Raw genomic sequence first — 23,231 nt, 5'->3', positions numbered from 1 at the left:
CCACTAGTTCGCCGTGGTCGACAGCGGGTTCCCCGACAGTTGCAACGCACCGGCGAGCAATTCGAAGGACCGCAACCGGTCGGCGAGGTCGTAGGTCATTGTGGTGACCATCAGTTCGTCGGCGCCGCTGCGGTGGACCAGGGCGGCCAGTTCGTCCCGGACGTGGTCCGGGGTCCCGACGACTTGACTGCGGGTCCAGGGTTCCACCAAGGCACGGTCCTCTTGGGACCATGGGAACGCCGCAGCCTCGTCGGGGTGGGGGAAGGTGGCCGTGCCGCCCCGGCGCAGCCGTAGCTGAACCAGTGCGGAAGGGGCGGTCAATCGGTGGGCCTGCTCGCCGTCCTCGGCGCAGACCACCGACACGCACACCATGGCGCAGGGCTCGGCCAATGCCTCCGAGGGCCGGAACGTCGACCGATAGACGTCCAATGCCGGCTCGATCTTGCTGGCGTCGAAGTGTCCGGCGAAGGCGAACGGAAGTCCACGCTGGCCAGCTACCCGTGCGCTGATGTCGGACGAACCGAGCAACCACACCGGCACTTTGCATCCGCGACCGGGGATCGCGGTGATGCCGGCGAGGCTCTGTTGGTCCTGCGCCTTCTCGGACAGTAGCGCGAGCAGTTCGTCGAACTGGCGTGGGAAGAAAACCGGTGAGGCGGCCTCCGGAGGTCGATGCAATGCTCGACTGGTTGTCGCGTCGGCGCCAGGTGCCCGGCCGATCCCGAGGTCGATACGTCCGGGGTGGAATGCGGCGAGGGTGCCGAACTGCTCGGCAACCACAAGCGGGGCATGGTTGGTCAGCAGCACGCCTCCGGAGCCGACCCGGATCCGTTCGGTGTGTGCGGCGACCTGTCCGATCGTGATCACCGGTGCGGAACTGGCGATGCCGCTCATATTGTGGTGCTCGGCCAACCAGATCCGGTGGTAGCCCAGCCGGTCCACTAGCTTGGCGACCTCGAGCGTGGCCCGCAATGCCTGTTCCGGTGTGCCCCCACTGGGAATCTCGGCCAGTTCCAGAACGGACAGAGGGATGGACGACAGGTCGGTCATGGCGCTCCTCATGAAAAAGAGAACTAGTAGTACACTGGTTAACAATACGCTGCGGGCTCGCTCATCGACCAGTCCATCTCGGCTCGCGCCTCTCGGTGTAAGCACGCGGCCCTTCCACAGCGTCCTCGCTATGCATTCGACGCTCCTCCCAGGCATAACGAGTCACGAACGCCTGGTTCAGGGGCAGGTGCGCAGAGGCAGCTGCGGCCTCCTTGACCGCGCGCACGGCAAGCGGCGCACACCGCAGCACATCGTCGAGCCATTTCTGCGTGGAGAAGTCCAGCTGCTCCGCGGGCACGACCTCGTTGACGAGTCCCAGTTCGTAGGCGCGGGCAGCGGTCATTGTCCGGCCGGTGACCAGATGCCCCATCGCCGCCTTGTAGGGAATCTGGCGTGTGAGACGGAATACGCCACCAGCGCCGCTCATCAGCCCGAATCGCGCTTCGGGTAGACCGAAGGTGGCGCGATCGGCGGCGACGATGACGTCACAGGAGAGGGCGATCTCGAAGCCGCCACCCAGTGCATAACCATCGACTTTGGCGATAATCGGTTTGGCCATCTGGAAGCGCTCGGTCAGCCGCGGCCAGCCCGGCTTGTCCCGACTGCCGAACGTCGCGGGCCCTCCGTTACCCACGCGGTCGCGTGCGGCGAGTTCCTTCAGGTCCTGGCCTACCGAGAAGGCCCGGTCGCCCTCACCGGTGAGCACCACTGCCCACACCTCGTCATCGTCCTCGACGTCGTCCCACACCTCGGCGAGTTCCGTGTGCATGCGCAGGTTCATCGCGTTGAGCACCTCGGGCCGGTCCAGGGTGACGAACGCAGCATGCCCCTTCTTCTCGTAGCGCACCACAGGCTTCACGCTCACGGTTCGGGCGCCCCCTTCGTCGACTGTGCTTTCGTGCTGAACTCGCCGACCTTGTCGGCGACGTCCTGGCTGTACAGGCGTATCGCCTGGGTGAGCGCGAATTCGGCCATATAGGTGCGGAATTCGTCGAGCGGTTCGATGGCCAGGTTGAGCATCCGCCGGTTCGGAACGACGGATGGGACAGCCAGCTGTGTTGCGCTCCGGGTGATCTGCTCGTCGAGTGCCTCCGGCGCCAGGACCTCGTCGCAGAGCAGGCGCGCTTCCGGGTCGGTCGCTCGGATGACGCGGCCACCGAGAATCACTTGCTTGGCCAGGCGCTCGCCCAGAACCCGACTGAGCCGGAGATTGGCCGCCCCGGGCACGATTCCCTCCTGTGCAGCGGGCAGACTGAAGTACGCGTCGTCGGCGGTCAGAACCCGGTCGAGGACGAGCAGAAGCTGCATTCCACCGCCGATGGCGAAGGTGTCCACCGCTGCCAGCCACGGTTTCTCTACAACGCGTTCGGACGGTGAACCGTCAGGGGCTAGCAGGATTCCTCGGAGCAATTTGTTGATCAGGCCGATCTCGCGACCCATCAGGAAGTTCACATACGAGATCCGGCCCTGATGCAGGTGCTTGAGGTTGATCCCGGCACTGAAGACGCGACGACCCGCGTAACGTGGATGCGTCATGGGGGCGCCTCGCAGTACTCCGACGCGTGTACCTTCGTCCAGTAGCACCAGATCCACCACGGTCTCCAGATCAGCTACCAAGCGGTTGTCCTCGGCATTGAGGCTGTCCTCGTTGTGAATGGTGATGTGGCCGATCGCGTCTCGGCGTTCGAGGTGCGCCGAGGCAAGTTCGACGCATCCGGTCCGGGCGAACTCTGACTGCAGCCCAAGAGCCCACTCAGTGGGGCGTTGCATAGCCTCGATGATGCGGGTTCCGGGCTCTGGAAGTCGCAGCAGTTCCCGCAGTAAGATGCCCTGGTCGATCTCCCTGCCTTCCTTGTACGCCTGGAGCAACTGCGCCTCGGCCGCCATCTGTTGGGCGGTGGGCGCCAGGCCAGGGAACTCCTGTGAAGCGGCCTCGGTGAGTTCCGGCAGCCGCAGGCCGTCGGGAAGTCGTTCGTACACAGTTGCGGCATGGGCGCGGAGGAACGCTGTCCTGCCCTGACGGGCAACCCGGTGGAGTTCGGCGGCGCGGCGCTGTTGGCCCGGGGACCGGTCCGGTCTGGCGGGCAGGTCGCCGAGCAGATCCTCGATCCGAGCGGTATGGTCGCGCAGCGCAGCCGCGTCTGAGGTGAGCCGCCCGGTGACTGTTGGGTCTGGCGGAATCTGGTGCGTACCATGCGAAGTCGTGGTCATGGCGCAACCGGTTCCTGGTCTCGCGTGGCGCGACGCAGCGTTCGGTCGCAGGCGGAGAGGTGGGTGCCCAGCGACTCGTCGAACCCGGTCGAAGACGCTTCCAACAGCAGCCGTCGCCGGACCGCGACCTCCGATCCGGCTAATGATCCGCTCCACGACCACAACTCGGTCAGTGCCGCGTCGACGTCGTCGGTGACCGTGTCTACCAGTCCGATACGACCGGCTGCGGAGGCGGTGAGGGGGGTGCCGAACAGCACGGTCCGACGTACGTTCGCGGCCCCGACTTGAGTGGCCAGTCGATGGATCGCCGTTCCCGGCCATGGTGTGCCACCGACGATTGGCAGTGCGAACTCGGTGCAGGGACGCGCGATTCGGTAATCGCAGACCAACAGGGCCTCGAACGCGGGACCGGTGCAATTCTGCTCGGCCACCGCGACGGTCAATGCAGGAGATCTTTCGAGCCTGCGTAGTGCTCCCTCCCACTTTTTGACCTGGCGCACGCCCACCGAGGCATGATCCGGGGTGGGCATGGACGAGCCGACCCGGACCAGCACCGCGCCCATATCGACGGCGTCCTCGATCCGGTCGCAAAACCGCTCCACCTCGCTGGTCAAGTCAGCCGAGAACGGAGGCAGCGAATTATCAATCCGCAGGACGCGGTCATCGGGGATTCTCGGGGCGGATGTTTCGAACACGTTCTCACCACTCTCGATGGCAGGCAGGGGATTTCCGAGCACGGGTGATCCGGAGGTCAGTACCGGACGAGGGCGGTCTCGATGGTGGACCCAGGCCCCATCGTCATCAGTACTCCGAAATCGCCCGGCTGGACCGATTTCTCGCGAAGTAGGCGTTGCAGGGAGAACAGGAACGACCCGCTGGACAGGTTGCCGTAGTCGCGAAGCACCTGGGTGGTGTGGCGCACGTCGTACCGACTCAGTCCCAGGTTCACCATCACCGAGTCAATGACCTTCTTGCCTCCGGAGTGGATCACCCAGTGCTGAATATCACTGCGCCGCAGGCTGGTTCCGGCCAGCAGGCCATCGATCACCAGTTCCGCGTGCGCACCAACGGTGTAGGGCACGTCCCGGTCGAGGTAGAAGCTGAACTTACCGTGCTCGTCGTCCCAGTCGTAGCGCATCGCGTCGATAGCGTCGGAGATGACACAACTGTTGAACTTCAGGATCGCGGGTGCCGGGCCCGCGGGCACCAGGCCGTCGGTGCACAGATCGGCGTCCGCCATCACTGCAACCGCTGCCGCGCCGTCGCCGAATAGGCTGTTGACCACCGACGTTCGCATCGTATCGTCAAAGACATAGGCGGCCGAGCTCGCCTCTATGCAGATCATCACAGCAAGTTTGCCGGGGTTGGCGCGTGCCCAACCGGCCACCGCGTTGAGGCCGTTGAGGCCCGCATTGCAGCCCATGCCGACAACGTCGACTCGGCCGATGTCCTGGCGCAACCCGAGTTCCTTGACCAGCAGCGCACTGAACCCGGGCGTGAGGAAACCGGTCGAGGTGACGCAGGCGAGGTAACCGATGTCGGTCAGCGCGGCGCCAATCGAGGCGACACAGTCAAATAGTGCCCGCCCCCCCATATTGATGCCCTGTGTCCGGTGCTTGCTCAGCAGTTCTCCCTGCGACTCCGTCCTCGGTTCGCCGTCGACCACCGGGGGCAGCGTGAGAAAACGGCGCTCGATCGCGCTGTTGAAAAAGGTAGATCGAATGCGAGTGTCGTCGATACCGAAGTAGTCCAGGACTTCCTGTTGCGAATAGGAATTATCCGGAGTTGCAGTGCCGATGCCCAGAATCCTCGGTGGCAGTTGCGCGGCAGGGACCTCCAGGGACCGTTTTTCGCGGACCGGATAAGCCATGACCTGCGTCATCGTAGTGCCTTTCGACTGATCGAGCGCTAGGTGCGATTGATGATGGGTGGTTCGCCGATTACTGCAAAGTCTTCGGTGAATGTTTTCCGGTGTCAACCACGGTTGTTCGCGAAGGCCGGGTGAACTGGGGTACAGGGGTTTTCCGACAATTACAGATAATGGCCGGTTAGGGGTTCGGCTGGCGCCGAAAGGCTGAGTTCTACCGGGACCGGCCGTATTCGACCGAGTGAATCGGCGCACCCATGCGCCGACCTCGGGGAATCACGCGAAATACGCGCACCACGCCCCTCGAACCGATCGTCCAGGGGTCAGGTAGGGGTTGGCGGTGGGCCGGGACTTGAGTTCGGTTCTTGTTGGCACGCAACAGATCTCAAGAAAGGGCCTTGGCGCCGATGAGTTCTATGAGACCCCACAGCGAGACCGAACCGCGACGCACCAATCTGGTAGACCAGTCCCGGCGGTATCAGGTGATATGGGAGAAGGTCCCCGAGCCTGCACGCGGCCGTGCCGGGCGTTGGCTCGTGGTGCACCCCGGATCGGGAACGGCCGACGACGTGGTCCGGTGGTGGCCCGCTGAGCATCTGGTTCCCCTTCGCGTCGATGTCGACGACACCAATCGCACTGGCCTCGCCGAGCGATTGGCGGATGCGGTACACAACGAACCGACGCTGTGTGGCGTGGTGTCCCTGGTGGGATCGGAAAACGGTCTGCACCCGATGTTTTCAGCCGTCCCTAGGGGATTCGCCGCGATGCTGACCTTGCTGCAGGCGTACGGCGACGCCGGTCTCACCTTGCCGCTGTGGTGCCTGACCCGTGGCGCAGCCGACATCATCGTGGAGCCGAATCCGTTGCAGGCCGTACTGTTCGGACTGGGGCAGGTTGCGGCGCTCGAACTTCCGGCGTTCTGGGGCGGGCTGGTAGATCTTGCGGTTGAAACGGACAGCCTCGCGGTGTCGCAGCTGCCGGAACTGCTGTCGAGCCCGGACCGGGAGACAGAACTCGCTGTGCGCGGCTCCGCGGTGTATGTCCGCCGACTGCGCCGCATGCCACCCGTGACACCACGAAATGCCTGGCGTCCCAGGGGAAGTGCGCTCATCACCGGCGGCACAACCGGTACGGGGGCGGCGGTGGCCCGCTGGCTCGCCGAGAACGGCACCGAAGACATCGTACTGACCAGCCGCCGCGGTCCGGCGGCGCCGGGTGTCGACGCATTGCACGCCGATCTGCGGGCACGCGGGGCGACGGTGTCGGTGGCTGCCGTCGACGCGGGCGACCACGCTGCAGTTGTGCAGCTGCTGCATGACGCCCGCAGCAGGGGCTCGGTGTTCCGGACGGTGGTGCACGCGGCAGGGATTCCGCAAAGCACCCCGATCAAGGAGCTGTCGTTGGCGGAATGTTCGGCGGTGCTCGGGGCGAAACTCGCTGGTGCGGCGACACTCGACGAGTCGTTCGTCGATGCTGAGCTGGACGCGTTCGTGCTGTTCTCCTCGATCTACGCGACCTGGGGCGGTCCCGGCAGCGCCGCCTACACGGCCGGCAACGCCTATCTGGACGCGCTGGCCCGCAAGCGTCGGCGGCAGGGCGTGCCCATGACGTCGATGGCGTGGGGACCGTTGGGCTCGGGGATGCTCGCGCAGGCGCCACCGGAGATCAAAGAAGCGCTGCGGCAGCACGGATTCACCCCGCTGTCCGGGCAACAGGCCAGTGCGGAGATGGCGCGAGCAGTGGAAGACGGTCTTGCCGCAGTGACGATCGCGGATATCGACTGGGACCGGTTCCGTGCCGTGCGTGGCGGCCCGCTGTTCGCGCGGCTGTTTTCCACGTAGGGGACTGATAAGGGTTCAGCGCCACCGGTTCTCGCTTCTACCGTGAATCTCGGTCGTCGTTGATCACGCCGAGCGACCGCGATAGCAGACCAGCGGCACATCCGGCCGCGATCGCCCGATCTCCTCCATCGAAGTGGGCCTCACCGTCTTTCCGCCCTGAAAGGTCTGGAATGGCACATAAGTTCATCCGACCGCTGTCCGAAACCCTGGCTGAGCACGCGGATCGACGAGGCGACGTTGTGGCGTACGCGGACGCGCGCCGCAGCGTGACGTGGCGGGAGTTGGAGCGCGGTACCGGGCACATTGCCGGTCACCTGACGGCCGGTGGACTGGAACGTGGAGCCCGGGTCGCGATATGCCTCGGTGACCGCGTGGAGATGATCGAGGCCTACTTGGCGGCGCTGCGGGCCGGTGCGGTCGCGGTGCCGCTCAATCCGAATGCACCCGAAGGCGAACTCGCCTACCTGGCAAGAGATTCCGCAGCCCGTGTGGTGGTGACTGACCCGGCGCGGTACCCGAAGTGGCGGCGGATCGCGGACGAACACCGGGAACTGACCGTGGTGCTGACCGAGCCTCTCCCGGACGCTCCCGACGTGCGCTCCTTCCAGGAAATGCGCGAGCAACCCGCCATACCGCGTGACGATCTCGGGCTCGATGAGATCGCGTTCATGCTGTACACCTCGGGAACTACGGGACGCGCGAAGGGTGTGTTGTCCACGCAGCGAAGCTGTCTGTGGTCGGTCGACAACTGCTACTCAGCACTACTGGGGCTGTCCGAACAGGACAGTTTGCTCTGGCCGTTGCCGTTGTTCCACAGCCTCTCGCACATCGTCTGCGTCGTGGGGGCAATCGCGCTGGGAGCCCGCGTCCGCCTGATCGACGCTACGGCCACCGACGAGATCATCGACGAATTGCGGTCCGACGCCGTCAACTTCATTGCCGGGGTGCCGACGCTGTACCAACGCCTCCTGCGGGAGGCGGCGGAAATCTCGGCGCCTTCGTTGCGCATGGCGCTGGTCACTGGTTCGGCGAGCGCCAAATCTCTGGGGAAGCGGTTCGAGGCGGCGTTCGGCGTGCCGTTGCTCGACAGCTACGGCAGTACCGAAACCTGTGGCGCGATCACCATGAACCTGCCGGACGGGCCACGGGTCGTGGGTTCCTGCGGTCGGCCGGTGCCCGGGCTCGGTGTACGAATTGTGGACCGGGAGACAGGCGCAGATATTCCGGATGGTGTGGAGGGCGAGGTTCTAGTAAGCGGACCAAGCCTGATGATTGGCTACTACGACAAGGCCGAGGCGACCGAGGAAGCGCTTCGTGACGGTTGGTATCACACCGGAGACCTCGGGAGCCGCAACGCCGAGGGATTCCTGTTCCTCACCGGCAGAATCAAGGAGCTCATCATCCGCGGCGGGGAGAACATTCATCCCACCGAGGTGGAGACTGTGCTCCGGAAGATCCCGGGAATCGCCGATGCGGCGGTGGTCGGGCGTCCGCACGAGGAACTGGGTGAGGTGCCGGTCGCGTACTTGGTGACGGACGGCGACATCCATCCCGCGGAGCTGCGTCGGCGTAGTCGAGAAGAACTGGCGCCGTTCAAGGTGCCGGTGGCCTACTACGCGGTTGACGAGCTTACTCGGACCGGCACCGGAAAAGTGGCACGCCGAGCGCTCCTTGACCAACCGGCACGGCTGGTCGCGGTGACACAGCCTTATCATGATCACCTCGCGGCCACCGAGTGCGTTCCTATGTCGATGTCCCCTGCGGGCGAAGATCTGCACTGGGCGGCGCCCCGCGGTTCGGCGGGCGCTCAGTTGCTGCTTCAAGCTCGGATGTCGGTCACCGAGTACGACGGTCTTGACGACCTGGCTGTTACCGGGCCCGATGCCGTGCTGGTGGAGTTACCGCCGATACCGACCGATACCACGGAGGTAATCGACGCGGTGTTGCGGGCATCCTCGACGCTCGCCGAGCTGTCCGCGGATACGCGGCTCGGCCACGGACGGGTGCTTGCCGTGTGGCACGGTATTGCGCTCACCCCTGGTGTTCCGGCGGATACCGATCGCATCACGGTCCTCGAGGTCGAAATCCCGCTCACCGATGTCCCAGCGGAAGCTCTCATTGCCGCGGTGAGGTCCGACGAGACGCACTTGATCTTTCGGGAAGGCCAACTCTTCGCCGTCGTTGCTGCACCTGTATCGACCCACCACGACCGGTCGGCGGTGTCGCTCGACCGTGCCGGTGCGGTGGTGTACTGCGGTGACGACGGCGGAATCGGCCCGGAGCTGGTACGCCATCTCGTTCAGGCACACGGCCTGCGACGGGTCGTACGCCTGGTCGAGCCCGGCGCCGACATCGCACCGCTATCGGTATCCCCGGCCCAGGAGATCATCCGGGAATGCGCGCTCGATGACAGCGGCGCGCTCCGCGCCGTGCTCGGCGACATCTCCGTGGCGGTCGTTGTCCACTGTGGGCAACCCGAGGTGGCGGTCGCGCTGGACGTGGCAGTCCAGCATTCGACACTCGTGCTGGCTACTCCCGCCGTCGCCGACTGGCTGTCCGCCAGGCGGCGCGCGACCGTCGAGTTGCTCGCTCGGCGACGCTGGGCCTGCGGGCAGTCCGCACTGGCACTCACGTCCTCGGTGGACCCGTCCCGGACGGCTGCGGCATTCGACGCCGCTCTGTTGACGGGGCTCCCTGCGCTCGTCGTGGCCGAGCGTGCACCCGAACCGCGGCAGAGGACTCCGATCTCGGCGGACCTTGAGCACATCGTGCTCGTCGAGATCGCCGCCCTGTGCGGTCTTCCTGACCACACCGCGGTCGATCTCGACACGGTGTTCTCCGATCTCGGTATCACCTCGCAGCAGGCATTGCTGCTGCGCAATCGGCTTGCCGCGGCCACTGGGATCCGAGTGCCCTCCACCGTCGTCTTCGACTACCCCACACCGGCCGGACTGCTGCGCTGGTTTCGCGGCGAGACTGACACCGAACCAGGCGACGACGGGGATGTCTGGGTCGGTGACAGCGCGGAACCGGTGGCGATCGTGGGTATGGCCTGCCGATTCCCCGGGGGTGTGGCCGCACCCGAGGATCTGTGGCGACTTCTGGTGGACGAGGTGGACGCGATCTCGGACTTCCCGATTGACCGGGGTTGGGATCTCGCGGCACTCTTCGACGACAACCCGGATCGATCTGGCACGTGCTACTCGCGGCACGGCGGATTTCTCTACGACGCAGCGGAATTCGATGCGGGTTTCTTCGGGATCTCGCCACGGGAGGCATTGGCGATGGATCCGCAGCAGCGGTTGCTGATGGAAACGTCGTGGGAGCTCATGGAGCGGGCGGAGATCGACCCGACGATGTTGCGAGGCTCGCGCACCGGCGTTTTCGTGGGGACGATGTACCACGATTACGGGGCAGGAGCCGAGACCGGGGATCTGGAGGGCGTTCTCGGTACCGGGAGGGCCGCCAGTGTGGTGTCGGGTCGGGTGTCGTATACGTTCGGTTTCGAGGGTCCGGCGGTGACGGTGGATACGGCGTGTTCGTCGTCGTTGGTGGCGTTGCATCTGGCGTGCCAGTCGTTGCGGTCGGGGGAGTCTGTGCTCGCCGTGGCCGGCGGGGTGGCCGTGATGCACACTCCCGCTTCGTTCGTGGAGTTCTCTCGCCAGCGCGGGCTGGCTCGGAATGGTCGCTGCAAGTCGTTCGCCGACTCTGCTGATGGCACGGGTTGGTCCGAGGGTGTTGGAGTGTTGTTGCTGGAGCGGCTGTCGGATGCTCGGCGCAATGGTCATCGGGTGTTGGCGGTGGTGCGTGGTTCGGCGGTGAATCAGGATGGGGCGTCGAACGGGTTGACGGCGCCGAGTGGTCCGGCTCAGCAGCGGGTGATCCGGAACGCGCTGGCCGCTGCCGGTCTTGAGGCGTCCGATGTCGATGTCGTGGAGGCGCACGGTACGGGTACGGCATTGGGGGATCCGATTGAGGCGCAGGCGATTCTGGCGACTTATGGGCAGGGTCGTGTGCATCCGTTGTGGCTGGGTTCGTTGAAGTCGAATATCGGGCATACCCAGGCCGCCGCCGGTGTCGCGGGTGTGATGAAGATGGTGTTGGCGATGCAGCACGACCTGCTGCCGAAGACCTTGCATGTCGAAGCACCGTCGTCGCATGTGGATTGGGCGAGCGGATCGGTGGAACTGCTGACGGCGGCCTGCCCGTGGCCGCGGGCGCAGCGCCCACGGCGGGCCGGGGTGTCCTCCTTCGGTGTCAGCGGCACGAACGCCCACGTCATCCTGGAGGAGGCGCCCGCTGAACCGGATGCTGCGACACCGCCGGAGGCGCCCACTCCTGGCGGCCTGACACCGTGGGTGCTGTCCGCACGGAGCACCGCGGCGCTGCGCGCGCAGGCGGTGAATCTGGTCGGCCACCTCGAGGCACATCCCGACACAAACATCCGGGACATCGCGCATGCACTCGTCGGCACGCGCGCCGACCACGAGTATCGCACCGTTGTACTCGGCACAGACCGCGCCGCGCTGCTAGAGGGACTACGGGCGATTGACACAGGCACCGCCTCCACGGTGGTAAAGGGACGTGCGCTGCGTGGTGGACTCGCCGTTGTCTTCACTGGTCAGGGCAGCCAGCGCGTCGATATGGGACGTGCCCTGGCTGCCGCTCACCCGGTCTTCGCGGCCGCGCTGCGGGAAGTGTGCGACTATCTCGACCCGCTGCTCGAACAACCGCTGATCAGCGTGATGTGGGCCGAGCCGGGAACTGCGCAGGCCGCCTTGCTGGACCAGACTGGTTACACCCAACCCGCACTGTTCGCCATCGAAGTGGCGCTGTACCGGTTGTTCGAGTCTTGGGGTGTGGCACCGGACGCGTTGGTGGGACACTCCGTCGGCGAGATCGCCGCTGCGCACGTGGCCAATGTGCTGACGCTCTCGGACGCGTGCGCGCTTGTCGCGGCCCGCAGCAGATTGATGCAGAATCTGCCGGAAGGCGGTGCAATGCTGGCTGTTGCATTGCCCGAGGCGGATATCCAGCCTCTGCTGGCGGGGCTGCACGACGTGTCGGTTGCTGCGGTCAATGGACCCGAGTCGGTCGTGCTATCCGGGGCGGCAGCCTCGGTGCGCACACTCGCCGCCGAGCTTCGGTGTGCGGGACGCAAAACCAAGGAACTGGTGGTCAGCCAGGCGTTCCACTCGCCGCTGATGGAACCGATGCTCGCCGACTTCCGCGCGGCGGTCCGGGACCTGGCCTTCGTTGTGCCGACCATTCCGATCATTTCCGGTCTCACGGGCGCGACGGTGGAGGCGGTGCAGGCCTGGGATCCCGAATATTGGGTGCGGCACGTACGGGAACCGGTGCGGTTCCTAGATGCGATCCGGGAGCTACGCCGCCAGGGCGTCACGAAATTCCTGGAGGTGGGGCCAGATGCGGTGCTCACCACAATGATCAACGAATGCGTCGAGGAGGGTGCCGACGTCGCTGTCGTACCCACCCTGCGCGCCGGCCACGACGAGCCGACAGCCGCCCTTACCGGGTTGGCACAGCTTTATGTGAACGGCGGACGTGCCGACTGGACATCGCTGGCCCAAGGCAGAGTGGTGCCGCTGCCGGTGTACCCCTTCCAGCGGGACAGGTACTGGTTGGCGCCGACCGGCCGGCCCCATGGCGGCGGCTTGGACGCGGATTTCTGGGCGGTAGTCCGCACCGGAGATGCTGCCGCCGTGGCGCGGACGCTTGGGCTCCCGGCGGAGCGGATTGCCGCGCTCGACGCGGTGCTCCCCGCGGTGTGCTCTTGGGCGGATCGCCGCGCAGAAGAGGCGAGCGTCGACTTTCTGCGGTACCGGATCACCTGGCAGCACGTCGAATCGCCGTCCGATGTCCCCGATGGCGATTGGCTCGTGGTTGTGCCTGATGTACAGCACGCCGTGGAGTGGGCGGACAGCCTGGAAAATGGGCTGGTCGAATCGGGTGGGCGAGCCCGGCGGGTGACCATTGCCGCCGGAATGGACAGGGCGGCGATGACCGCACAGCTGACCGCCATGCACCCGACGGGCATCTTGTCGCTGCTCGCATTAGACGAACGGCCCCATCCGGATGCGCCCGAGGTGCCAGCGGGGTTGGCGAACAGCGTGCTTCTGCTGCAAGCACTCGGTGACGTACCACCGGTCCGGCTGTGGTGCCTCACCACCGGCGCGGTCGTCGCCGTCCCGTCCGATACGGCCGGTCATCCTAAACAGGCGCTGCTGTGGGGACTCGGCGGCGTCGCTCGGCTGGAACTTCCCGAACGGTGGGGCGGTTTGCTTGACGTGCCGGAAATTCCGGACAGCCACACCGTCCGAAAGATACTCGCGGCCTTGGCTGGCGACGAGTCGGAGGTGGCTGTGCGCCCCTCCGGCATCGTATGCCGGCGGCTGGAGCACGCGGCGGCGCGCCCGCAGGCCCGACACACCTGGCAGCCGTCGGGGACGACGTTGATCACCGGAGGCACTGGAGCCCTCGGCAGGCACGTCGCCCGATGGGTCGCCCTGAGGGGCGGGCAACGGCTGGTTTTGCTGAGTACCCGGGGACCGGAGGCGCCCGGCGCCGCCGAACTCCTCGATGAACTAACAAAGCTCGGTGCGGCGGCCACGATCGTTTCCTGCGACATCGGGGACCGGTCCGCAGTACAGCGCGCGTTGGCCGACATTCCGGCGGGACATCCGTTGACCACGGTCGTGCACACCGCAGCCGTCCTCGACGACGCCTTCGTGCCGTCGCTCACCGTGGCCCAGATGGAGCGGGCGTTGCGGGCGAAGATGTCCGGCGCGTGGAACCTGCACGAACTGACACAGGACGCGGATCTGTCCGCGTTCGTGCTGTTCTCGTCCATTGCCGGTGCCTACGGCAACCCGGGTCAGGGAAACTACGCGCCCGGCAACGCGTTCCTGGATGCGCTGGCGGTATACCGACGGGCCCGGGGCCTGCCCGCGACGTCCATCGCCTGGGGCCACTGGGAGGGCGACGGCATCGCGGGCGACCTGGTCAAGGATCAGCTACAGCGCACCGGCACCGTCGGCATGGACCCGCAGCGAGCCCTCGCGGCCCTCGGGGGAGCACTCGACCACGGCGAAACCTCCGAAATCATCTGCGCCTTCGACTGGGCAGCGGTGACGGAACCTGGTCCGCTACTGCGCGCCATCCCCGAACTAGCCGCTACAAGCACACTCGCGGAATCTGCCGCCGACGTTGAGCACCCTCTGCACCGCAAACTGGCTCAGATCGACGCAAGAGAACGGCAGCGCCTGCTGCTCCAGTTGGTGCGCGAGCAGACGGCGCAGGTTCTGGGGCACGGTGTGGCGTCGGACGTGGAGCCGACGTATGGATTTCGCGACCAGGGCTTCGACTCACTCGCAGCAGTGCGGCTGCGCAACCAGTTGAGCACCGAGACTGGGTTGTCGCTGCCGGCAACGGTCGTGTTCGACCACCCGACGCCGTCGGCGATGACCGACTTCCTGCTGTCCGAACTGAATCCTGGGACGGGCGGTGTCGCCACCATGATGGAACACCTGGACGCGCTTGAGGCGACGCTGTCCGACCCTGCCGTGCCGGAAGAGAACCGCCGCATCGTGGCGGCACGCCTGGCGGAATTGACCACCCGTTTCCGGCCGGGCCTCAGCGATGTCGCGGCCAGGCTGGCCGCGGCCGGGGACGACGACCTTATCGATTTCATTGGTACTGAACTGGGGATTTCTTGATCCCTCGCAAGGAGGCCCCGAATCATGAGCGAAGATCAGCTGCGCTATTACCTCAAGCGGGTCACTGCCGAGCTACACGACAGCCGCGAGCAGCTTCGCGGACTTAGGCATGCGGCCGTGGAGCCGGTTGCCATCATCGGGATGGCGTGCCGTTTTCCGGGTGGGGTTGCGTCGCCGGAGGATTTGTGGCGGCTGGTGGCCGACGGGGTGGATGCGATTTCTGGATTCCCGGATGACCGGGGCTGGGATACCGAGTCGTTGTACGACCCGGTGGGGGAGCGGCCGGGTACGAGTTACGTCCGCGAAGGCGGTTTTCTGCACAATGCGGGGGCGTTCGATGCCGAGTTCTTCGGGATTTCACCGCGGGAGGCGTTGGCCACTGATCCGCAGCAGCGTCTTGTCCTGGAGATCGCCTGGGAGGCGCTGGAACGTGCGGGCATCGATCCGATGACGTTGCGCGGCAGTCCGGTTGGCGTCTTCGCCGGATCCAACGGCAGTGCCTACGGAGTCGGTCTGTCGGAAGTTCCGGCCGAGCTGGAGGGCTATCTCGGTACCGGCGCCGCCGGGAGTGTGGTGTCGGGTCGGGTGTCGTATACGTTCGGTTTCGAGGGTCCGGCGGTGACGGTGGATACGGCGTGTTCGTCGTCGTTGGTGGCGCTGCATCTGGCGTGCCAGTCGTTGCGGTCGGGGGAGTCCACCCTGGTCCTGGCCGGCGGAGTCACGGTCATGGCGAATTCCTTTCCGTTCGTGGAGTTCTCTCGCCAGCGCGGCCTGTCCCGGCACGGTCGGTCGCGGGCGTTTGCGGATGCGGCCGATGGTTTTGCGTGGGGTGAGGGAGCAGGATTCGTTGTCTTGGAGCGGCTGTCGGATGCTCGGCGCAATGGTCATCGGGTGTTGGCGGTGGTGCGTGGTTCGGCGGTGAATCAGGATGGGGCGTCGAACGGGTTGACGGCGCCGAGTGGTCCGGCTCAGCAGCGGGTGATCCGGAACGCGCTGGCCGCTGCCGGTCTTGAGGCGTCCGATGTCGATGTCGTGGAGGCGCACGGTACGGGTACGGCATTGGGGGATCCGATTGAGGCGCAGGCGATTCTGGCGACTTATGGGCAGGGTCGTGTGCATCCGTTGTGGCTGGGTTCGTTGAAGTCGAATATCGGGCATACCCAGGCCGCCGCCGGTGTCGCGGGTGTGATGAAGATGGTGTTGGCGATGCAGCATGGGTTGTTGCCGCGGACGCTGCACGTAGACCGCCCAACGTCACATGTGGACTGGACGGCAGGTTCGGTGAGGTTGCTGACCGATGCGCGTCCGTGGGAGCGGGGTAATCGTCCACGGCGGGCGGGTGTGTCGTCGTTCGGTGTCAGCGGCACCAATGCTCATGTAATTGTCGAGGAGCCCGAGCCGGCGGTCGTCGTAGAGCCCGAGCCGGAGATTGTCGATCGGAAGTCTGTCACGCCGGTTCCCTGGGTGTTGTCGGCGCGTGGCGAGGATGCGTTGCGGGCGCAGGCCAAGCGGTTGTTAGCGCATCTGGATGCATGTCCTGGCCAGTCCGTACGCGATATCGCGCACTCCTTGGTGACGGCAAGACCCTCACTTTCAACCCGAGCCGTCGTGGTGGGGGCGGGTTTGGACGAATTCCGTAGTGGGCTTGCGGCTTTCGCTTCGGGTAAGCCTGCTCCTTCAGTGGTGGCCGATGGCGTAGCGCTGCGTGATGCGAAGACGGTTTTCGTGTTCCCAGGCCAGGGTTCGCAATGGCTGGGGATGGCAGTGCAGCTGCTGGGCGAGTCGCCGGTCTTCGCCGAGCGGTTGGCGGAGTGTTCGGCGGTGTTGCGGAGGTTCGTGGATTGGGACGTGGTGGCGGTGTTGCGGGGGCAGGATGTGGCGTCATTGGATCGGGTTGATGTGGTGCAGCCAGTGTTGTGGGCGGTGATGGTGTCGTTGGCTGCGGTATGGGAGGCGTTCGGTGTGAGACCGGATGCGGTGGTGGGGCATTCGCAGGGTGAGATCGCTGCGGTGTGTGTGGCGGGTGGTTTGTCGCTGGAGGACGGCGCGCGGGTTGTCGCGCTACGAAGTCGGGCTCTGGCCGTCTTGTCCGGCCGTGGAGGGATGGTGTCGGTCGGGTTGTCGGTGGATGAAGTGCGTAGCCGGCTCGCCGAGTGGAGTGGCGGTGTTTCGATCGCGGCAGTGAACGGCGCGAAGTCGGTGGTGATCTCGGGCGATCGGGAGACGCTGGATCGTGTCGTGGCCGATTGCGAGTCGCGACAGGTTCGTGTGCGGCGTATCGATGTTGATTACGCGTCGCATTCGTCGCATGTAGATGAGATCCGTGAAGAGTTGGCAAAGGTGCTGGGCCGGGTGCACCCGCGGTCGGGACGGGTGCCGATGTGGTCCACGGTGAGGGGCGAGTGGGTCGATACCGCAGGGCTGGATGCGGAGTACTGGTTCCAGAATCTACGGGCGACAGTGCTTTTCGAACAGGCCACACAGCGCCTGTTGAAGGAGGGTTTCGAGGCATTCGTCGAAGTGAGTCCGCACCCGGTGTTGGTGCCGGCGATCGAGCAAACCGCCGAGGACAACGATGCCAAGGCGGTAGCGACGGGGACGTTGCGGCGTGGTGAGGGTGGCCTGGACAGGTTCTTGTTGTCTGCTGCGGTTTTGCATGTCGCCGGTGTCGCAGTGGATTGGTCACCGACGTTGCCCGGAGGACGGATCGTCGACTTGCCTACGTATGCATTTCAACGACACCACTACTGGCTGACTTCTGCTTATCGACACTTTGAGGGCCCGGCCGCCTGTGGTCTCGGCAGTGCCGGACACGGATTGCTCGGGGCCACCGTATCCATCGCCAACTCGGATGGAACGCTTCTTACCGGTCGGCTATCTCTCGCGACGCACCCCTGGCTGGCGGACCACGTTGTGCGCGGGACCGTGCTGTTGCCGGGTACAGGCTTCGTCGAACTCGCGATGCGCGCTGGCGAGGAGGTCGGTTGCCACGTTGTCGACGAACTCGTTATCGAGCTGCCGCTGATGTTACGACCGGACGAACCGGTCCAGATCCAGGTCTCGGTAGAGGAAGCGGACCACTCCGGACGCCACCCGGTGTCGATCCACTCCCGCCGCGAGAACACTGACGCGGGGTGGACCACGCACGCTACCGGCGTCCTCGCTCCCGAGCGGGCAACCACGCCGTTCGCACTGACCTCCTGGCCGCCGTCGGAGGAGCAGGTCGACGTCAGCGATGCATATGATCGGCTCGCGGCGGCAGGCTTGGAATTCGGGCCGGCGTTCCAGGGCCTGCGCGCAGCATGGGAACGCGACGGCGAATTTTTCGCCGAGGTCGCTCTCCCCGAACCGCAGCATGGAGAGGCCACTCGGTTCGGAATCCACCCGGCGCTCCTCGACGCGGCACTCCACACGGTCGCGTTGCACGATGCCCGCGAGGGCATAGATCGAAGCAACCGTCTGCCATTCGAGTGGAGGGGAGTGCGGTTGTGGGCGTCCGGCGCCACCGCCCTCCGGGTGCGGCTGATGCGACACTCCGCGGATTCGTTGTCGTTGCAGCTCGCGGACTCCACCGGTGCGCCGGTCGCTTCCGTGGATTCCCTTGTGCTACGCGTCGGGTTGCCAACACCGGTCACTTCTCGAGAGCCCCTATTTGCCGTCGATTGGCGCGAGGTCGACACCGCAGGCTGCGTCGAACCCCGGATCGGGGTGGTTACCGAATATGCCGAGCAGGTGGAAGCCATTCTCGGCGACAGAGCATTCGGGCTCGTCGACCTGGACAACCCCGGCGACGACTTGCCCAACATCGTACTCAGTGCTCCCGCATCGCCTGGCGCGGATCCCGTCGCCGCTGCCTACGCCGCCACCGAGCAAACCTTGGCTCTCGTACAGCGCTGGCTCGCCGATAGCCGGTTCGACGGTTCCCGGCTCGTCGTCGTGACCCAGGGAGCGGTCCACGGGCCGGTGGATCTCGGCAGTGCCCCGGTGTGGGGGCTCGTGCGGTCCGTGCAGATTGAACAGCCGGGTCGATTTGTCCTCGTGGACCTCGACGATCGGCAGGAATCGCAACGGCGCATCCGCGCGGCTCTCGCCGTCGCGGTTGTGCGAGACGAGGATCAGCTAGCCCTTCACGACGGCGTTGTCTCGGTGCCCAGGCTCGGCCGCCTCATACCCGAGGACGGTGCGGCGCCGCCGCTGAATGTGCAAGGTACCGTGGTGCTGACCGGCGGCCTTGGCATGCTCGGCAAGCTCGTCGCCCGCTGGCTCGTGGCCGAGCACGGGGTGCGGCACTTGGTGCTGACCGGGCGGCGCGGGCCGGAGACACCTGGCGCCGCCGAGTTCATCGCGAAGCTCGCGACGGCTGGCGCAACCGCCTCGGCGGTCCGATGCGACGTGACCGACCGTGACGCAATAGCCGCGCTACTCGCCGCCATTCCCGCAGAACATCCACTGACCGCGGTCGTGCACGCGGCCGGAGCCCTTGACGACGGGGTCGTCGGGTCGTTGACCCCGGACCGGGTTCGTGCTGTGTTCGCGCCGAAGGTGGACGCCGCGTGGTACCTACACGAGCTCACTCGGCATCTCGATCTGGCCGGTTTCTGGCTGTTCTCCTCTGCCGCAGGCGTTTTCGGTGGCGCAGGGCAGGGGAACTACGCGGCCTCGAACGCCTTCTTGGACGCGCTCGCCCGCTACCGGCGCCAGCACGGCTTACCCGGCCAGTCCCTCGCCTGGGGACTGTGGCAGCGGGCCAGCGGCATGACCGCGCAACTGGACCGCACCGACCACATCCGGATGGCCCGCCACGGGACCGTGCCATTGAGCGAAGACGACGGCCTGGCCTTGTTCGAATCCGCGCTGCGTAGCGACCATGCCACCGTGGTTCCGGTCCGGCTGAACCTGACCCCACTGCATGGGCGCACCGAGTTCAGCCCAACTCTGCTGCGCGATCTCGTTCCGAGGCGTCGACCGACGGCCCGCGACGCCGGAACACCCGACACTTCCCTCCCCGCCCAGTTGGCTAGGCTTCCCGCTGCGGAGCAGCGCAGTCGACTGCTGGCCCTGATCCGGCGGGAGGCCGCTGCGGTGCTTGGCCACTCCGACACCGCGCGGATCGGTGACACCCAAGCCTTCACCGAGCTGGGCTTCGACTCGCTGACGGCGATTGAACTGCGCAACCGGCTGATTGGCACGACCGGGATCCGATTACCGGCGACGCTCGTGTTCGATCACCCGTCTCCAGCCGCTCTCGCGAACCTGCTTCGCACCGAAATCCTCGGCGCCACACCCGAACCGGAGGCAGCCACAGTGACCACCGCGGCCGCCGGGGAGCCGGTTGCCGTTATCGGGATGGCGTGCCGTTTCCCGGGTGGGGTTGCGTCGCCGGAGGATTTGTGGCGGCTGGTGGCCGATGAGGTGGATGCGATTTCTGGATTCCCGGATGACCGGGGCTGGGATACCGAGTCGTTGTACGACCCAGAGGGTGAGCGGCCCGGTTCGAGTTATATTCGTGAGGGCGGGTTCCTTTATGACGCAGGGGGTTTCGATGCCGAGTTCTTCGGGATCTCGCCGCGGGAGGCGTTGGCCACCGATCCGCAGCAGCGTCTTCTGCTGGAGACTTCATGGGAGCTGTTCGAAAGCGCGGGTATAGACCCAATCACCCTGCGCGGCAGTCAAACCGCGGTTTTTGCCGGTCACATGCACCACGATTACGGCTCCCGTGTCGAGGAGGTGCCTGCCGACCTGGAGGGTTATCTCGGCAATGGCAGTGCCGGGAGTGTGGTGTCGGGTCGGGTGTCGTATACGTTCGGTTTCGAGGGTCCGGCGGTGACGGTGGATACGGCGTGTTCGTCGTCGTTGGTGGCGTTGCATTTGGCGTGCCAGTCGTTGCGGTCCGGTGAGTCCACGCTCGCCCTGGCCGGCGGAGTCGCCGTAATGTTCACGCCGGAGCTGTTCGTGGAGTTTTCCCGCCAGCGTGGGCTGGCTCGGAATGGTCGCTGCAAGTCGTTTGCGGACGCGGCCGACGGGACCGTCTGGTCCGAGGGTGTGGGGTTGTTGTTGCTGGAGCGACTGTCGGATGCTCGCCGTAACGGTCATCGGGTGTTGGCGGTGGTGCGTGGTTCGGCGGTGAATCAGGATGGGGCGTCGAACGGGTTGACGGCGCCGAGTGGTCCGGCTCAGCAGCGGGTGATCCGGAACGCGCTGGCCGCTGCCGGTCTTGAGGCGTCCGATGTCGATGTCGTTGAAGCGCACGGCACTGGTACGGCATTGGGTGATCCGATCGAGGCACAGGCAATCCTGGCGACCTATGGGCAGGATCGTGAGCGCCCGCTGTGGCTGGGGTCGTTGAAGTCGAATATCGGGCACACCCAGGCCGCCGCAGGGGTGGCGGGCGTGATCAAGATGATTTTGGCGATGCGGCACGAGAGGTTGCCGAAGACTTTGCATGTGGATCATCCGTCGTCGCATGTGGATTGGGCGAGCGGATCGGTGGAACTGCTCACGGCTTCTCGGCGGTGGGAACGGAACGGTCGTTCACGACGAGCCGGGATTTCCTCGTTCGGTGTCAGCGGCACCAATGCCCACGTAATTGTCGAGGAGCCCGAAGCGCAGACCACCGATCGAAGGCCCGAAGCGGAGAAGATTGATGAGAAATCTGGCGGGGAGCTCGCCGGGCCAGCTGTATGGGTGTTGTCGGCGCGTGATAAGGACGCAATGCGAGGGCAGGCCGGGCGACTGCTGGAGCACCTGGACTCGCACCCGGACCTGTCCGTCCGCGATATCGCGCGTTCGCTGGCGACGAGGCCGTTGCTTGCGCGTCGCGCTGTGCTGGTGGGCACCGGACGGGCCGAATTGCGTTCCGGGCTTGCCGCTTTCGTGTCGGGTGAGCCTGCTCCGTCGGTGGTCGCCGACAATGTCACTCTGAGCGACGGGAAATCGGTGTTCGTGTTTCCAGGGCAGGGTTCGCAGTGGGTCGGGATGGCTGTGAAGCTGTTGGGTGAGTCGCCGGTCTTCGCCGAACGGCTGATGGAATGCTCGACGGCATTGCGATTGTTCGTGGATTGGGACGTCGTCGAGGTGCTGCGAGGGCAAGCGGATGCGCCGTCGTTGGACCGGGTTGACGTGGTACAGCCGGTGTTGTGGGCGGTGATGGTGTCGCTGGCGGCGGTCTGGGAGTCCTTTGGTGTGGTACCGGATGTGGTGGTGGGGCATTCCCAGGGGGAGATCGCCGCAGCGTGTGTGGCTGGGGGCTTGTCGCTGGAAGACGGAGCAAGGATCGTCGCACTGCGCGGTCGGGCGCTTGCTGGGCTGTCCGGCCGTGGGGGCATGGTGTCGGTCGCGCTTCCGGTGGGCGAGGCGCGGGATCGGCTGGCCAGGTGGGGAACCGGGGCGTCGATTGCTGTGGTCAACGGCGCGAGGTCGGTGGTGATCTCCGGTGATCGGGGAGTGCTGGATCGTGTCGTGGCGGATTGCGAGTCCCGGCAGATTCGTGTCCGGCGTATCGACGTCGATTTACCAGGACACTCACCGTACGTGGACGAGATAGGTGAGGGACTGACGCAGCTGCTTGCCGGAGTGCAACCCCAGTCGGGCCGGGTACCCATGTTGTCCACAGTGACCGGCGAGTGGATCGATACCGCGGAACTGGATGCAGGCTACTGGTTCCGGAATTTGCGTGAGACGGTGTTGTTCGAACCGGCCACCCGCCGCCTGCTGGGGGAGGGATTCGAGGCGTTCGTCGAAATCAGCCCACACCCGGTATTGGTGTCGGCAGTCGAGGAAACTGCCGAAGGCAGCAAAAACACCGTAGTGGCAACGGGCACGCTGCGGCGCGACGAGGGTGGCCTGGACAGATTCCTACGATCAGTCGCAGCTCTCCATGTGTCCGGAGTCGCAGTCGATTGGTCACCGATATATTCCGGAGCACGAGCCGTCGAACTACCCACCTACGCCTTCCAGCACCAGCACTATTGGCTACCGGCGAAACCGCGGAAAACCAGCGACGTGACACTCCTGCCGGTGCCGGACCAGTCAAAACTTGTGGAACGACTCGCTGGGCTGGCATCGCCCGACCAACAGGCGGTACTTCACGACCTCGTTCGTGCGGAGGTGGCCGCCGTTCTCGGCTGGAGCGAACCGGGGGCCCTGACCCCGATAAGGCCGTTCTCCGAACTCGGCTTCGACTCTCTGACCGCGATTGAACTGCGCAACCGACTCAACGTGGCCACGGGACTCCGGCTGCCCACGACCCTCGTATTCGACGAGCCGAATCTGACCGCCGTGGTGCGCCGCATCCACAGCGACCTAGGCAAAGCCGACACCTTGCGTAGCGCAGCGGACCTCGTGGCCGAGCTGGAGGCGCTGTCGGCGGAAGGGGCCGACGGTAACAGCGATCTCGCGGCTCGACTGCGGTCGATTTCCTCCCGCTGGGACCACGGTGACCAGGACAACGGCATCGACATCGAGTCGGCCACCGACGAGGAGCTGTTCGAGCTGATGGACCACGACCGGCCCGCCTGAACCCGGACC

7 protein-coding genes and 2 pseudogenes are annotated in these 23,231 nt (G+C 65.8%); 4 read left to right on the top strand and 5 right to left on the bottom strand.

What is annotated here, in order from left to right:
* Positions 1–3: 3 nt before the first annotated feature.
* The 5 genes from ACIA76_RS41725 to dpgA all read right to left on the bottom strand — a co-directional run bounded on the left by ACIA76_RS41725 (position 4) and on the right by dpgA (position 5,143).
* Complete coding sequence (locus ACIA76_RS41725; RefSeq protein WP_397160813.1) at positions 4–1,050, bottom strand: LLM class flavin-dependent oxidoreductase; 1,047 nt, start codon at positions 1,048–1,050, stop codon at positions 4–6.
* Between the two features lie 61 nt (positions 1,051–1,111).
* A complete protein-coding gene (gene dpgD, locus ACIA76_RS41720) occupies positions 1,112–1,915 on the bottom strand; it encodes an enoyl-CoA-hydratase DpgD (protein WP_397160811.1) in 804 nt (267 codons plus the stop codon).
* Positions 1,912–3,261, bottom strand: a complete 1,350-nt coding sequence (gene dpgC, locus ACIA76_RS41715; protein WP_397160809.1) for a (3,5-dihydroxyphenyl)acetyl-CoA 1,2-dioxygenase DpgC — start codon at positions 3,259–3,261, stop codon at positions 1,912–1,914. The genes dpgD and dpgC overlap by 4 nt, the downstream gene beginning before the upstream one ends.
* Positions 3,258–3,956: an enoyl-CoA-hydratase DpgB gene (gene dpgB / locus ACIA76_RS41710; protein ID WP_397160807.1), complete on the bottom strand. Its 699-nt coding sequence runs from the start codon at positions 3,954–3,956 to the stop codon at positions 3,258–3,260. The genes dpgC and dpgB overlap by 4 nt, the downstream gene beginning before the upstream one ends.
* A gap of 56 nt (positions 3,957–4,012) precedes the next feature.
* A complete protein-coding gene (dpgA, locus tag ACIA76_RS41705) occupies positions 4,013–5,143 on the bottom strand; it encodes a 3,5-dihydroxyphenylacetyl-CoA synthase DpgA (protein ID WP_397160805.1) in 1,131 nt (376 codons plus the stop codon).
* A gap of 401 nt (positions 5,144–5,544) precedes the next feature.
* Between dpgA and ACIA76_RS41700 the strand changes: the two genes are divergently transcribed.
* The 4 genes and pseudogenes from ACIA76_RS41700 to ACIA76_RS41685 all read left to right on the top strand — a co-directional run bounded on the left by ACIA76_RS41700 (position 5,545) and on the right by ACIA76_RS41685 (position 23,222).
* Positions 5,545–6,969, top strand: coding sequence for a beta-ketoacyl reductase (locus tag ACIA76_RS41700; RefSeq protein ID WP_397160803.1), 1,425 nt, complete (start codon positions 5,545–5,547; stop codon positions 6,967–6,969).
* A gap of 170 nt (positions 6,970–7,139) precedes the next feature.
* A pseudogene (locus ACIA76_RS41695) lies at positions 7,140–9,920 on the top strand (AMP-binding protein); the annotation flags it as partial.
* Positions 9,921–9,989: 69 nt separating this feature from the next.
* Positions 9,990–17,366, top strand: a pseudogene (locus ACIA76_RS41690) (type I polyketide synthase); the annotation flags it as partial.
* 12 nt (positions 17,367–17,378) lie between these two features.
* Positions 17,379–23,222, top strand: a complete 5,844-nt coding sequence (locus ACIA76_RS41685) for a type I polyketide synthase (protein ID WP_397160831.1) — start codon at positions 17,379–17,381, stop codon at positions 23,220–23,222.
* Positions 23,223–23,231 lie beyond the last annotated feature (9 nt).

It is taken from the genome of Nocardia sp. NPDC051570, assembly GCF_044454005.1.
Classification (GTDB): domain Bacteria; phylum Actinomycetota; class Actinomycetes; order Mycobacteriales; family Mycobacteriaceae; genus Nocardia.
This window is presented reverse-complemented; position numbering and strand designations above follow the sequence as displayed.

Excerpts from the sequence above, each read along its gene's own strand:
- ACIA76_RS41725 (WP_397160813.1), bottom strand. The coding sequence starts at position 1,050 with ATGACCGACCTGTCGTCCATCCCTCTGTCCGTTCTGGAACTGGCCGAG.
- dpgC (WP_397160809.1), bottom strand. The coding sequence starts at position 3,261 with ATGACCACGACTTCGCATGGTACGCACCAGATTCCGCCAGACCCAACA.
- dpgA (WP_397160805.1), bottom strand. The coding sequence starts at position 5,143 with ATGACGCAGGTCATGGCTTATCCGGTCCGCGAAAAACGGTCCCTGGAG.
- ACIA76_RS41700 (WP_397160803.1), top strand. The coding sequence starts at position 5,545 with ATGAGACCCCACAGCGAGACCGAACCGCGACGCACCAATCTGGTAGAC.